The 12,263-nt window shown below is 57.4% G+C and carries 13 protein-coding genes; 7 read left to right on the top strand and 6 right to left on the bottom strand.

From position 1 onward, the window contains the following. Positions 1–80: 80 nt before the first annotated feature. From JIF53_RS09945 to JIF53_RS09935, 3 genes are read left to right on the top strand one after another with little or no spacing between them, the layout of a single operon-like run. Positions 81–1,667: an ABC-F family ATPase gene (locus JIF53_RS09945; RefSeq protein WP_023009149.1), complete on the top strand. Its 1,587-nt coding sequence runs from the start codon at positions 81–83 to the stop codon at positions 1,665–1,667. Beyond that, a complete protein-coding gene (locus JIF53_RS09940) occupies positions 1,664–2,215 on the top strand; it encodes a DUF1415 domain-containing protein (RefSeq protein ID WP_183576603.1) in 552 nt (183 codons plus the stop codon). The genes JIF53_RS09945 and JIF53_RS09940 overlap by 4 nt, the downstream gene beginning before the upstream one ends. Positions 2,216–2,243: 28 nt before the next feature. After that, positions 2,244–3,140, top strand: coding sequence for an NAD-dependent protein deacetylase (locus JIF53_RS09935; protein WP_023009147.1), 897 nt, complete (start codon positions 2,244–2,246; stop codon positions 3,138–3,140). A gap of 7 nt (positions 3,141–3,147) precedes the next feature. Here JIF53_RS09935 and JIF53_RS09930 read toward each other — a convergent pair whose 3' ends face one another. Further along, entirely contained in the window at positions 3,148–4,560 is a 1,413-nt protein-coding gene (locus JIF53_RS09930; protein WP_199452384.1) for a sodium-dependent transporter, read from the bottom strand. Between the two features lie 90 nt (positions 4,561–4,650). Beyond that, the gene (locus tag JIF53_RS09925) at positions 4,651–5,748 is read right to left on the bottom strand and encodes a Leu/Phe/Val dehydrogenase (RefSeq protein WP_153740993.1); all 1,098 of its coding nucleotides are present in this window, start codon (positions 5,746–5,748) and stop codon (positions 4,651–4,653) included. A 302-nt stretch (positions 5,749–6,050) separates the two neighbouring features. Between JIF53_RS09925 and JIF53_RS09920 the strand changes: the two genes are divergently transcribed. The 3 genes from JIF53_RS09920 (at position 6,051) to JIF53_RS09910 (ending at position 8,491) form a co-directional block, all read left to right on the top strand. Next, positions 6,051–6,797 (top strand): AzlC family ABC transporter permease, encoded by a 747-nt coding sequence (locus tag JIF53_RS09920; RefSeq protein WP_153740994.1) that lies wholly within the window; start codon positions 6,051–6,053, stop codon positions 6,795–6,797. Beyond that, positions 6,787–7,098: an AzlD family protein gene (locus JIF53_RS09915; protein WP_014422237.1), complete on the top strand. Its 312-nt coding sequence runs from the start codon at positions 6,787–6,789 to the stop codon at positions 7,096–7,098. The genes JIF53_RS09920 and JIF53_RS09915 overlap by 11 nt, the downstream gene beginning before the upstream one ends. Positions 7,099–7,183: 85 nt before the next feature. Next, entirely contained in the window at positions 7,184–8,491 is a 1,308-nt protein-coding gene (locus JIF53_RS09910) for a hypothetical protein (protein WP_199452383.1), read from the top strand. Positions 8,492–8,707: 216 nt separating this feature from the next. Here the strand turns inward: JIF53_RS09910 and JIF53_RS09905 are convergent, their stop codons facing one another. Continuing rightward, positions 8,708–9,481: a DUF3750 domain-containing protein gene (locus tag JIF53_RS09905; protein WP_113879963.1), complete on the bottom strand. Its 774-nt coding sequence runs from the start codon at positions 9,479–9,481 to the stop codon at positions 8,708–8,710. 156 nt (positions 9,482–9,637) lie between these two features. Here JIF53_RS09905 and JIF53_RS09900 point away from each other — a divergent pair, with 156 nt between their 5' ends. Then, a complete protein-coding gene (locus JIF53_RS09900) occupies positions 9,638–9,853 on the top strand; it encodes a dodecin (protein WP_014422233.1) in 216 nt (71 codons plus the stop codon). A 6-nt stretch (positions 9,854–9,859) separates the two neighbouring features. Here the strand turns inward: JIF53_RS09900 and JIF53_RS09895 are convergent, their stop codons facing one another. The 3 genes from JIF53_RS09895 to JIF53_RS09885 are packed head-to-tail and all read right to left on the bottom strand — an operon-like array spanning position 9,860 to position 12,153. After that, positions 9,860–10,522 carry a hypothetical protein gene (locus JIF53_RS09895; RefSeq protein WP_199452382.1) on the bottom strand — a complete coding sequence of 221 codons (663 nt, stop codon included), beginning with the start codon at positions 10,520–10,522 and terminating at the stop codon, positions 9,860–9,862. Between the two features lie 46 nt (positions 10,523–10,568). Further along, positions 10,569–11,735 (bottom strand): GNAT family N-acetyltransferase, encoded by a 1,167-nt coding sequence (locus JIF53_RS09890; protein WP_199452381.1) that lies wholly within the window; start codon positions 11,733–11,735, stop codon positions 10,569–10,571. Between the two features lie 58 nt (positions 11,736–11,793). Further along, the gene (locus JIF53_RS09885; protein ID WP_014422230.1) at positions 11,794–12,153 is read right to left on the bottom strand and encodes a hypothetical protein; all 360 of its coding nucleotides are present in this window, start codon (positions 12,151–12,153) and stop codon (positions 11,794–11,796) included. Positions 12,154–12,263: the final 110 nt, after the last annotated feature.

Below are 12,263 nucleotides of genomic sequence, written 5' to 3'. Positions count from 1 at the left end.
CAGTCTCTGGTGCAAACCTGTACAATGCCGGCTTTCTTTTCGCCGGCGCTCGTCGGCCTCTACTTCGACAGGTTTGTTTCTTGATCTCCACCGCCAATCTCACCATGCAGTTCGGGGCCAGGCCCCTGTTTGAAAATGTGTCGGCCAAATTCGGCAACGGCAACCGTTACGGCCTGATCGGGGCGAATGGTTGCGGTAAATCCACCCTGATGAAAATTCTGGGTGGTGATCTGGAGCCATCGGCGGGCCAGGTCATGCTGGAACCGAATACCCGGCTGGGTAAGCTCCGTCAGGATCAGTTTGCCTATGAACAGTGCTCAGTGATGGACACTGTGATTATGGGCCACGAAGAACTCTGGAATGTGAAAAAAGAGCGGGACCGCATTTATTCGCTGCCGGAGATGAGTGAGGAAGACGGTATGGCCGTGGCAGACCTGGAAGTGCAGTTTGCCGAAATGGATGGCTACACCGCGGAATCCCGAGCCGGTGAGTTGCTGCTGGGCCTGGATATTCCTCTGGAGCAGCACAACGGCCCCATGAGTGCTCTGGCGCCGGGCTGGAAACTGCGTGTGCTGCTGGCACAGGCTTTGTTTTCTGACCCCGACGTACTGTTGCTGGATGAGCCCACCAACCACCTGGACATCAACACCATCCGCTGGCTGGAAAACATTCTGGTGGCCCGCAACAGCACCATGATCATCATCTCTCACGACCGTCACTTTCTGAACAGTGTATGTACCCACATGGCGGACCTGGATTATGGTGAGCTGCGTCTGTTCCCCGGCAACTACGACGAATACATGACCGCCGCCACCCAGGCCCGAGAGCGCATGCTGGCGGACAACGCCAAGAAAAAAGCCCAGATTGCGGAATTGCAGCAGTTCGTCAGCCGCTTCTCCGCCAACGCCTCCAAGGCCAAACAGGCCACCTCTCGCGCCCGTCAGATCGACAAGATCCAGTTGGAAGAGGTGAAGCCCTCAAGCCGCGTGAGTCCCTTTATCCGCTTCGAGCAGGGCAAGAAGCTGCATCGTCAGGCCGTGACTCTGAAAGGTCTGACCAAGGGCTTCGATGAAGGCCCCTTGTTCAAAAACCTGGATCTGCAGATTGAGGCGGGAGAACGCGTGGCTGTTATTGGCCCGAACGGGATTGGTAAAACCACACTCCTGCAATGCCTGGCTGGCGCTTATGAGCCAGATTCCGGCGAGGTGAAGTGGACCGACAGTGCCGAGGTTGGATATTTCGCCCAGGACCACACCGCGGATTTTGCCCGCGACGAGACCCTCACCGACTGGATGGCGCAATGGACCACCGGCGGCGAACAATTAGTGCGCGGTACGCTGGGGCGGATGCTGTTTTCCGGTGATGATATTGGCAAGTCTGTAAAGGTAATCTCGGGGGGTGAGCAGGGCCGCATGCTGTTCGGCAAACTGATCCTGCAGAAACCGAATGTGATGCTGATGGACGAGCCCACCAACCACCTGGATATGGAGTCTATCGAGGCTTTGAACCTGGCGCTGGAGAACTATCCGGGAACGCTGATTTTCGTAAGCCATGATCGCGAGTTTGTCTCCTCGCTGGCGACGCGGATTATTGAGCTCACAGCTGATGGAGTGACTGACTTCAGTGGCTCCTATGACGATTATCTTCGGAGCCAGGGCTACCTATGAATGAACCACAGGTTGTAAGCGCCACCCGGCAATGGGTTGAAGATGTGGTGGTTGGTTACAATCTCTGCCCCTTCGCCAAGCGCGAGTTGGTCAAGAACCGCGTGCGTTTTGTCGTCAGCGAGGCGGAGAACGAGGATGAGCTGCTACAGGCGTTGCAGTCAGAGTTGCAGCGCCTGGAAGACGAGCCGGACGTCGAAACCACGTTGTTGATCCATCCTGGTGTGTTGCAGGATTTTCTCGCTTACAACGAATTTCTCGATGCCGCGGATGCCTTGCTGAGCTATCTGGAGCTGGAAGGTGTCTTTCAGGTTGCCAGTTTCCATCCGGACTATCAGTTCGCCGGCACCGATGCAGAGGCCGCGGAAAACTACACCAATCGATCACCGTACCCCATGCTGCACCTGTTGCGGGAGGCGAGTCTGGAAGCGGCTATTGATCACTATCCGGACGTAGATGGTATTCCCGACCGGAATATTGCGTTGATGAATGAGCTCGGTGTGGAGAAGATGCGTACTATTCTGAAACGGTGCACCGACGCCGAAACCTGACATTCCGAGCCTCTGAGTTGTAACGGAAATGACTGAGCATCGAACCCGCCCATTCAGTTCCAGCCAGCGCCTGCCCGAGCTGGAAACGCCGCCTGTGATGCATAACCCGAACGAAGCCGGGGCGTTGCTGGCGGAGTTTATCCAACAACATCCAAGATTGATGATTCTCACCGGAGCCGGCGTGAGCACGGATTCCGGTATTCCGGATTATCGTGATGGCGATGGTGCCTGGAAGCGTAAGCAACCGGTGCAGCATAAGGCGTTCATGGAGGACTTCCTCACCCGCCAGCGATACTGGGCGCGCAGTCTGATTGGCTGGCCGGTCATGCGTAATGCCGCGCCTAACCCGTCCCATCACTACATTTCGGATCTGGAACTGCTCAACCACAGCAGCCTGGTGGTTACCCAGAACGTGGATCGTCTTCACCAGAAGGCGGGCACCCGGGCGGTGACGGATCTACACGGGCGGGCGGACGAAGTCGTGTGTATGGGCTGCGGCTATCGTTGCCCCCGGGATGAGGTACATGACCGTTGCGCCGAGCTCAATCCCGGATTTCGGAAGTACACAGCGGAGACGGCACCGGATGGGGATGCCGATCTGGATGTGGATTTTTCCGAGTTCCGACCGGTGGACTGCCCCAGATGCGCCGGTATCCTGAAACCGGATGTAGTGTTCTTCGGGGATTATGTGCCAAAGGACAGGGTGTACTCTGCGCTTGATGTACTCAAGGCGAGCGATGGCCTGTTGGTGATCGGTTCGTCGTTGATGGTGTATTCCGGCTTCCGTTTCTGCCGCTACGCCAGCGAGTGGAAAAAGCCCATTGCCACCCTGAATCTGGGGCGGACCCGGGCTGAGGATCTGGTGGATCTGAAACTGAACGCGAGGATCGGGGAGACCCTGAAGGCCTCCCTCGATCAGTTGTGAGCGTTATTTACATCAGGTTGTAGATGAACACCACGCCCACCGCAATCGGGGTGATGAAGCGCACGGTGACAAACCACAGGTTGAACGTACCCGGTGACAGGGCCAGCTCCTTCTCCATGGCCGGTTTCGACATTACCCAGCCGGCCATCAGCGCGACCAGTAGCCCACCCAGCGGCAGCAGGATGTTGGCGGTGAAGAAGTCCAGCAGGTCGAAGATGGTTTTGCCTTCCAGCATCGGGATGAAGCCCAGTGGTGCGAAATCCGCCCACAGGTTCAGCGACAGAATAGAGGCAATACCCAGAGCCCAGCACACCACACCGGCACCCAGCGTACTGACGGTGCGGTTCATGCCTTTTTGTTCTTCCAGCCATTCAACGATCGGTTCCAGCAGGGAAATGCCAGAGGTCCAGGCGGCGAAAATCAGAAGTATAAAGAACAAGGTGCCGAACAGTGAGCCCATGGGCATCTGACCGAAGGCCAGGGGCAGGGTCTGGAAAATCAGGCCGGGGCCAGCACCGGGCTCCAGACCGTTGGCAAAGACGATCGGGAAAATGGCCAGGCCGGCCAGCAGGGCGACACCGGTATCAATCACCGAGACGGTAATGGAAGTTTTGGCAATGGATATCTTCTTGGGCAGGTAAGAACCATAGGCCATCATCACCGCCATACCCAGGCTCAGGGTAAAGAATGCGTGCCCCAGAGCCACCAGTACGCCGGACGTGGTGAGTTTCGAGAAGTCCGGCTGGAACAGGAAGGCTGCTGCCTGGCCAAAGTGGCCGGTGGTCATGGCGTAGCCCACCACAATCAGTAGCAGCACAAACAGCGCCGGCATCAGAATGCTGACGGCCCGCTCCAGGCCGGAGCGCACACCTTTCGCCACCACCAGCATCACCAGGGCCATGAATACGGTGTGCCACAGCAACAGGGTGCCGGGATTGCTCAGCAGACCCGAGAAAATAGCACCCACGGCGTCTGCGGTCTGACCGGAGAGCTGGCCGCTGGCGGTGGTGCCAACGTAGGAAATGGCCCAGCCACCAATCACCGAGTAAAACGACAGAATCAGGAAGCCTGCAAGAATGCCCACGGCGCCGACCAGTTTCCAGGCCGGGTTCAGTCCGTCCCGCTGGGCAATCGCCTTGATGCTGTTAACCGGGCTGTGGCCACCACGACGGCCGATCATCACCTCGGCCATCATGATGGGAATACCGATGATGGCGATGCACAGCAGGTACACCAACACAAAAGCGCCACCGCCGTTTTCGCCGGTTACGTAGGGGAATTTCCAGATGTTTCCGAGGCCCACAGCGGAACCGGTGGCCGCGAGGATGAACGCGAGCCGTGATGACCAGAGCCCGCGCTGGGCATTGGAGCCCTCAAGGCTGCCGGAATAGGCAGCAGAACCGGATGATGAGACAGACATGGTTTTCTCCCGAAGGTCTTGTTTTTGTTACTGGGGTTAAAAATGGAGCCGCAGAGACTGCGACTCCCAAGGGGAAGCACCGGTGTCAGGTTATCCGGTGCGAGACAGCCGCTGGGGCGCCAGCCCAGCACCCGCGGCATGCTTGGTGAACCGTTCTTCAGCCAGTTCATTGGCAATTTCACCGGTAGGGAGCCCGGTGCGGTCAGAACGGTTAAAAATTTCGGTCAGGGTGTCGCCGATGGTTTCCACATGGGCGCGCACTTTTTCCGGGGATGCGCCTGTGCGTTCGTAGAACACATCAATGATGCCGCCGGCGTTAATCGCAAAGTCTGGAGCGTACAGAATGCCCCGCTGTTTCAGTGCCGCGTCGTGTTCCGGGCGATCCAGCAGATTATTGGCCGCGCCTGCGACGATACCGGCGCGAATGGCAGGAATACTGCGGTCGTTCAGGACGGCGCCCATGGCGCAGGGTGCGATAACATCTACGGGCAGAGTCAGTATGTCTTCCGCCGAGGCGGCGTGTGCGCCGAGCTGGTCGACAGCCCGCTGCATGTTGTCGGCGTGAATATCGTTCACCCAGAGTTCAGCGCCAGCGTCTTTCAGGTGTTGGGCCAGACGGAACCCGACATTACCGATGCCCTGGATGGCTACTTTCAGGCCGGTAAGGTCGTCGCTGCCGAGCCGGTGTTTTACTGCTGCTCTGAGGCCAACAAAGGTGCCGTAAGCGGTGACAGGAGAGGGATCCCCGTTACTGGGGGTGCCGTCGAATCCGGTACGGTAGGCAACGCCGGCCACATGGCGGGTATGGCGCCCCATCACTTTCAGATCCGGCACGCTGGTGCCGGAGTCTTCGGCCGCAATGTAATGGCCTCCCAGGCTTTCCAGGTGCTTGCCCATAGCCTCCAGCAGGGCTTGTGTTTTGTGCTTGCGCGGATCGCCAATAATCACGGATTTGCCACCACCCAGGTCCAGATTGGCCAGGGCCGATTTGTAGGTCATGCCCCTGGACAGGCGAAGCACATCTCGCAGCGCTTCTTCATCACTGGCGTAAGGAAACATTCGGCAACCGCCTAAAGCGGGGCCGCGAGAGGTGTTGTGAATAGCGACGATGGCTTTGAGGCCGGTTTCGGCATCGCAGAAAAACGACAGGTGTTCGTGGTGATCGAACTCCGGATGGCTGAACAGCATATTGAAATCCTCTCCCGCACAGCCGGATCCCGGCGGCAGGTTCTGTCTTGTTTTTGTCGGTCTGGCTTGTGGCCAGGGTGTCGATTTCAGGTGTCCTCCCGAAGGATTGGTCGGGTTGCCCTTTTGGGGCTGGACGAAATTCAAGCTAATGCAAGTTTACGTGAACGTCAACCTTGGCGGCCGGCGGAATTGTGAACTTGTTTGATTTAATCATCTAACTGCCTGAGCACTGGTAAGAAAAAAACGCTTAATGGTGGTTTCTACCTATACGCGTTTTGCACTATCCGGCTTAGCTTCTTCAGATGTCTGTCGCCTCCTATCCTTATCAGTTTGATTCGCGGAAAGTCCGTTCCGAGTTCTTCCGCCTGCTCCCCATCTCATTCTTTGTGGTGGCGTTTGGTGCTGCCTTTGGTCTGGCCGCCATTCAGGAAGGGTTGACGCCGCTGCAGTCTATCCTGATGAGCACGACCGTGTTTGCCGGCGCTTCGCAGTTTGCGGCGGTGGATATCTGGGGGGCCGATGTTTCGGTTCTGCCTTTGATCGCCGTGGTTTTTGCCATCAATTCCAGGCACTTGCTGATGGGCGCCTCGCTTTACCCGATGCTGAGAGAAGTCTCGCCCGGACACCGCTACGCGCTTTTGTTGTTGCTCACAGATGCCAACTGGGCGGTCTCGGCCCAGGATTATCAGAATGGCAGGCGCAACCTCGAAGTGATTATCGGGGGTGGTCTGGTGCTGTGGCTGGCCTGGATTGTTGGTACAGCCCTGGGTGTCTACTTCGGCGGTTTGTTACAGAACCCCAAAGCCTTCGGGCTGGATATGGTGCTGGGTTGCTTCCTGCTGGCCATGGCACTGGGTGGCAATAAATCCCCGCGGGTGCTGGTCGCCTGGTGCGTTTCCGGCGCAGCCTCCCTTGCCGCCTGGAAATGGCTACCGCCCAATATGCACGTGGTGGTTGGCGCGATCGCTGGTGGTCTGGTCGGTTTGTTCTGGCTGGAACACAAAACCGAGGTGGCGGATAGCCAGCGGGAGGTGTCTGGTGACCATTGAAACTACCACCCTCGGTGTGCTGGCGCTGATCACTATCATGACAGTGGTGACACTGATTACCCGTTTTGGCGGCGTGTTCGTGATGTCGTTTGTGCGCATCAATCCGAGGGTAGAGAGTTTTATCAATACCATGGCCAGCTCGGTGCTGATCGCCATCATTGTACCCATGGCGGTGGGTGGCGATCTGGGTGCGCTGGCAGCACTGGTAGCCACGACGGTTTCCATGCTTGTGCTCCACAAGCCGCTTCCCGCTATCGCTATTGGCTTGCTGGCCGCTGCGACGGTTCGTTATTTGCTCTGATGTCGTCGGTGGGTGTGGTTGAAATCTGCTCAAGTTTTCGGTGATGGTGCCGTTAAGTGACCAAGTGTCACTGAGGTACCACTCCATGATTGCATCCAGCCAGATTTCGCTGTTTCAGGACAGCAGCCGCCAGGTCTCGGCGTTTGACAGTTCCCAACTGAGAATCCGCCAGTCTGCCGCCCCGGAGCCGCAGGGGCAGACCAATCGGGGCACCGAAGTGTCGCTGATCCGACAGGCGGCGTATCGCTACAGCAGCCAGGAGCAGATGGCCTTTTCCAGCACCAGTGAGGTGACCGGGGCCAACCGAGCGGCCACCTTCACCAGTTCAGAACTGGTCGAAAAGTCTTCAGAGCTGTTCCTGATGGGGCAGCAGGCGCTGATGGTCAGCCGAGCCGCCCTGGGGGGTGAAGCAGCCGCGGAATCGCCGAAGAGTCTGTCGGTTTCTGCCGGTCGCTATATGTTCTACTCCGAAAGCGAAACCCGCAGCTTCGCGTCGACTGGCAGTATTACCCTCGACAATGGTGAAACCATCGACTTTACCCTGTCGCTCAGGCAGTCCCAGTCGCGTAGCTATGAATATTCCGAGCTGATCCAGATTCAGGAGCGTCCCCTGACTGATCCGCTGGTGATCAACTTTGGTGCTTCTACCGCAAGACTGACCGACACCCTGTTTGAATTCGACATGACGGGCAACGGCGAGACTGCGCAGTTCGCCTCTCTGGGCGCGGGCAGCGGATATCTGGTTTTTGACCGCAATGGTAACGGTAAAGTGGACGATGGCAGCGAATTGTTCGGCCCGGAAAGTGGATCTGGCTTCAGCGAGCTGGCTGCGTTTGATGACGATGGTAATCGCTGGATAGATGCTAACGATGAGATTTTTCAGTCCCTGTCGGTGTGGGTACAGACGGCTGATGGCGGCCAGGATCTGCGCTCGCTGGCGGAGGTTGGTGTCCAGGCACTGTATGTCGACAGCGTGGACGACCGCTTCACTCTGACCAATCCTCAGGGCGTGCCCCTGGGGCAGATCAAGGCCTCTGGTATTTACCTGACCACTGACGGTGAAGTTCGGACTCTGGAAGAGCTGGACCTGGCGGAACAGAACACCGAGTCGGCCCCGGCGGTGGAAACCGTTCTTGGGGTTCGTAACGCTGAACCCGAGATGAGCGGCGCAGCTTCTGCACGAGAGGAAGCGATCCGCAATGCCATAGAAAAACTGAACGAAATTCGTGAGAAGCAGCAGGTGTTTATTGAGGCTTCAAAAGAGCAGGGCGAAGAAAAGTCCCCGCTGGATGGTTATCTGAAGATCATTGATAAATTGCGGCTGGAGTTGCTGAACAGCCAGGATGAGAAGAAGCAGGCAGCCAGTCGGTATCTGGAATTCGCCAAGCTTTGAACTTGATGCCGAAGCTGAGCCAGCTCTGGGTTGGGGGTGGCCTCCCAAAAACCGCTACAAGCACCCGCAATCGGGTCCAGCCAGCAATCACAGATTGCTGTCGTTCGGCTGCGTATGAAGCTTCGATTCATAAACACTTGCCTTACCCATGTGCGCTTCTCTCCGGCCATCCATGGCCTCCCACATTTTTGGGAGGCCACCCCCAACCCAGAGCCCCTAGCGCGCGGTTTCTTCGGGCATCGGGTTGGTGTCAAGCAAGGCCAGCTCGCCGAGTCCCGGTAATTTGATACCCAGCGCCATGGGATTGATACCCAGCGACAACCCCAGAATATTCACTTCCAGACCCTCTCGAACCCCGGCCAAGACACCGAAATATCCACCCAGGGATAGCTGATAGCCCGCGCCACCCGGGCTTGGGGCGATCAGCCGGTCACCCAGGTAGTCCTTGCCAATGGCGTGGCTGGGCAGGGCTACGTCGAAATCCGGCGTTTCCCGTATCACCCACGCTACGAAGGTGTTGCTGTTTGGCCCCGGCCAGGCTTCGTATTGGGTGGGGTAGGGATAATTTTCCACTGCCTGGTAGATCTGCGGAATCAAGGCCGCGGCTTTCTCTCCCCGAATATCTGCATACAGTTCCGGCCTGGCGCCGTACCAGTGTCTGTCCGGGTCGCCGGGGCGGGAATTGACCACGTAGGTGCGCCAGCCGGTGACCTCGTGCACCTGATAATAATCAGCGCCCTGTTCTTTGGTCGCAATCCAGGTATGTACCGCAAAGTAGCCTCGCCAGCTCCAGGCGCGTGCGCCATAGACCTGAATAATGGCTTCCTCCACCTGTTCGGGTCGAGGCGCTATACCGGCGCTTTCCCGGCTGGCGGTACGCCAGCTCTCCGCAACCTCAAGGCTGCTGCTGGCGGCCAACAGAAGGGGGCCGCCCAGAAGCAACAGCAGGGCGCCGAGCAGGCCCGCGGCGTATTTGAGAAGTCGTTTCATTTACAGGTCCGGTTCGAGTACTTCCAGCATGCTACAGGCGAGATGATACGCCTTTTAACGGTCAATGGATGAAGCAGGTTAAAGAATGGTAGTTTGCCCAAGCTCACGCTGGCTTCTAGGCTCAAGGTGTAAATATTCTTGAGTCAGGAGGCTGTCATGTCTGATCACCATGTCTACAAAAAAGTGGAAATCGTAGGCTCATCAAAGACGAGCATTGAAGATGCCATTCAGAACGCGCTGGATGAGTGCGGGAAAAGTATTCGCAATATGGAGTGGTTCGAGGTAACGGAAACCCGTGGCCACATTGTCGACGGAAAGGTCGGTCATTATCAGGTGGGCCTGAAAATCGGTTTCCGGATTGCCGATAGCTAAGCAAACTTAGCCGCTTCTTATGGCGCGGTGCCGGATGGTGGTCACCAGGTGATTCAAAAGCTCCCGAGCCTCGCCCTCATGCAGGCTGTGAAACTTGTCGTGCAGGACTCTCCGGTCGTGATCGGAAGCGCCGTGCCGGACTTCCTTCACCAGGTCCAGGTACTGGCAGGCGGCGAGGTGGGCCTTGATTTCCACGTCAATGAGCCGGGTGAGCAGTTCATCCACCGTTTCGTGACAGAAGGGGCGGTGCTGGTTCAGGTGATTTCTGGCCTCCAGCGCAGCGTTTCTGGCCTCCAGACGTAAGTCGTTGGCGGATTCACCGGTTTCGACAGTTCGCAGAAACTGCCCCAGGCGTTCGTGCAGAAGCCAGATGGCCGGCCAGGTCTTCTGGTAGGCTTCCATTTCCGTTTGGTAACGGGCTTGGTCCTGTGAGGAATGGCTGGTCGACGGGCTATGATCTGAGCGGTTGAACTGGCTGACCCGGATGTCATCCATTTCACGCCAGAGGGTGTCCGACCTTTCCCTCAATGCGCTGAGCTGGCTCTGGTTTTTGTTCCGTAACCGGGATGCCAGTATCAGGCTGAGAAGTGCCAGCACAAAGGCACCCAATGCCACCATCAGGGGTGGATCAAATGAGGTGAGTATGCTTCCTGGCAGACCGGTATCCATTGCCGTTCACCTGATTGAAGTCCGTCCTGGTCAATCAGTATACAGACTATTGCGGTGTTTGTTGTTTAAACGGCAGTAAGGTTTCCGCCTCGGCAAAATACCCTTGTACCTGCTCTGCTTCTTCCCGGGTGAAGTCGGCAATGGCGTCCCGGAAGCCGGGGTGCTGTATACCGTGCCAGGAATGGGTGATCACCGGTTCAAACCCCCGAACCAGTTTATGTTCGCCTTGGGCGCCGGCATCAAAATGTGTCAGCCCAAGCGCCAGCGCCAGCTCGATGCCCTGATAGTAACAGGTCTCGAAATGCAGGTGATTGTATTCGTCCAGACAGCCCCAGTACCGGCCGTAAAGCGTGTTTTGCCCCGACAGAAACAGGGCCCCGGCGATCATTTCGCCCTGTTTGATCGCCATGATCACGTGCATATGCTCGGGTAGCTGCTCTCTCAGTAACTCGAAAAACTGTTTGTTCAGGTATGGTCTCTGGCCCCGCTTCAGATAGGTGGCCTGGTAGAACACATAGAAGGCGGCAAGAACCTGGTCTGGAATATCCTTGCCATGGAAGCAGGCAAAAGTGATGCCCTGTTCCGCCACTTGCCGGCGTTCCTTGCGAATGGATTTACGCTTGCGGGAATTCAACGCTGCCAGATAATCGTCGAAGCTGTGGTAGTTGTGGTTGTGCCAGTGGAATTGGCAGCCGATGCGATGCAGTTCATCGTCATGCGTCAGCAGTTTCTGGTCCTCGGCGTTGGGAAACAGCAGGTGCCAGGAGTGTGCCCCAAGGTGGTGTGTCAGGGTATCCAGCAAGTCGTGCAGGCGTTCGGGTGTCAGCTGTCGCCGCACCTCAGCGTCCAGCAGCAGCCGGGGTCCGGCAGACGGTGTGAACGGAATGGCGAGCAACAGCTTTGGATAATAGGGCAGGCCGTATCGCTGGTAGGCCTCGGCCCAGGACCAGTCGAACACATATTCACCCATGGAGTGGGTTTTCAGGTAGGCGGGTGCCAGGCCCACAATCCGGCCTTCGTGTTTGAATACCAGGTGGCTGGGGGTCCAGCCCGTTTCGGTGCGGGTGCAGCCGCTCTCTTCCAGTGCCTGAAAGAATTCGTATCGAAGAAACGGGTTGGAGACCCCCGCCAGTCGTTGCCAGTCCGATTTCGGGATGTCGGCAATACTGGCTCGGGTCTCCAGAGTGAGCTCGCGTGGCGCGTTTTCTGACATGGTTGGTTTCAGGTCGTTGACGAATACCTTCTACCATACGCCAGAACCCGCCATTTGATCACTCCTTGTCTTGCTTCCCACTGTTGCTACAGCGTTGCTGCATTTTTTCCTGCCACTGATTCATGCGTTTTTCCTGTTTGATCTGTCTTTCCTGGTGGATCTCCGCCCAGATCTGGCGCTGCTCCTCATTCAGTTTCAGGCGATCGGCCATTTCTGCCCGGTACGTTTCCCTCTCGGCCTGGCGCTCTTCACGGTTAAAGGGGCCTTTGCCTTCACGGAAGTTCTCGCACAGTTCCTGTTTGTCCCACTTGCCGTTCTGGTGGTGTTTGCCGTGCCGTTCCGCGAGAACAGCCGTGCTGGCGGCCATCAGACTTGCCATCAGTACACCGGCGGTTAACAGGGTGGTTTTTGCTTTCATGGGTCTTTCCTCGTCGTTGTTCACAATGGATGATGACCATGCTACGTCGGTGCAACGTCAGATGGTGTCAGGGCTACGTAAAGGTTCGGTAAAGGCCGGGAGCCCGCCCG

It is taken from the genome of Marinobacter sp. bablab_jr008, from assembly GCF_016464145.1.
Classification (GTDB): domain Bacteria; phylum Pseudomonadota; class Gammaproteobacteria; order Pseudomonadales; family Oleiphilaceae; genus Marinobacter; species Marinobacter nauticus.
Note: the sequence above shows the minus strand (reverse complement) of the source record. Positions and strands in the feature narration are given on the sequence as shown.

What these genes read in the sequence shown, in the direction of transcription:
- JIF53_RS09935 (WP_023009147.1), top strand. Translation starts at nt 2,244, where the DNA reads ATGACTGAGCATCGAACCCGCCCATTCAGTTCCAGCCAGCGCCTGCCC.
- JIF53_RS09930 (WP_199452384.1), bottom strand. Translation starts at nt 4,560, where the DNA reads ATGTCTGTCTCATCATCCGGTTCTGCTGCCTATTCCGGCAGCCTTGAG.
- JIF53_RS09910 (WP_199452383.1), top strand. Translation starts at nt 7,184, where the DNA reads ATGATTGCATCCAGCCAGATTTCGCTGTTTCAGGACAGCAGCCGCCAG.
- JIF53_RS09895 (WP_199452382.1), bottom strand. Translation starts at nt 10,522, where the DNA reads ATGGATACCGGTCTGCCAGGAAGCATACTCACCTCATTTGATCCACCC.
- JIF53_RS09925 (WP_153740993.1), bottom strand. Translation starts at nt 5,748, where the DNA reads ATGCTGTTCAGCCATCCGGAGTTCGATCACCACGAACACCTGTCGTTT.
- JIF53_RS09900 (WP_014422233.1), top strand. Translation starts at nt 9,638, where the DNA reads ATGTCTGATCACCATGTCTACAAAAAAGTGGAAATCGTAGGCTCATCA.
- JIF53_RS09890 (WP_199452381.1), bottom strand. Translation starts at nt 11,735, where the DNA reads ATGTCAGAAAACGCGCCACGCGAGCTCACTCTGGAGACCCGAGCCAGT.
- JIF53_RS09940 (WP_183576603.1), top strand. Translation starts at nt 1,664, where the DNA reads ATGAATGAACCACAGGTTGTAAGCGCCACCCGGCAATGGGTTGAAGAT.
- JIF53_RS09885 (WP_014422230.1), bottom strand. Translation starts at nt 12,153, where the DNA reads ATGAAAGCAAAAACCACCCTGTTAACCGCCGGTGTACTGATGGCAAGT.
- JIF53_RS09920 (WP_153740994.1), top strand. Translation starts at nt 6,051, where the DNA reads ATGTCTGTCGCCTCCTATCCTTATCAGTTTGATTCGCGGAAAGTCCGT.
- JIF53_RS09905 (WP_113879963.1), bottom strand. Translation starts at nt 9,481, where the DNA reads ATGAAACGACTTCTCAAATACGCCGCGGGCCTGCTCGGCGCCCTGCTG.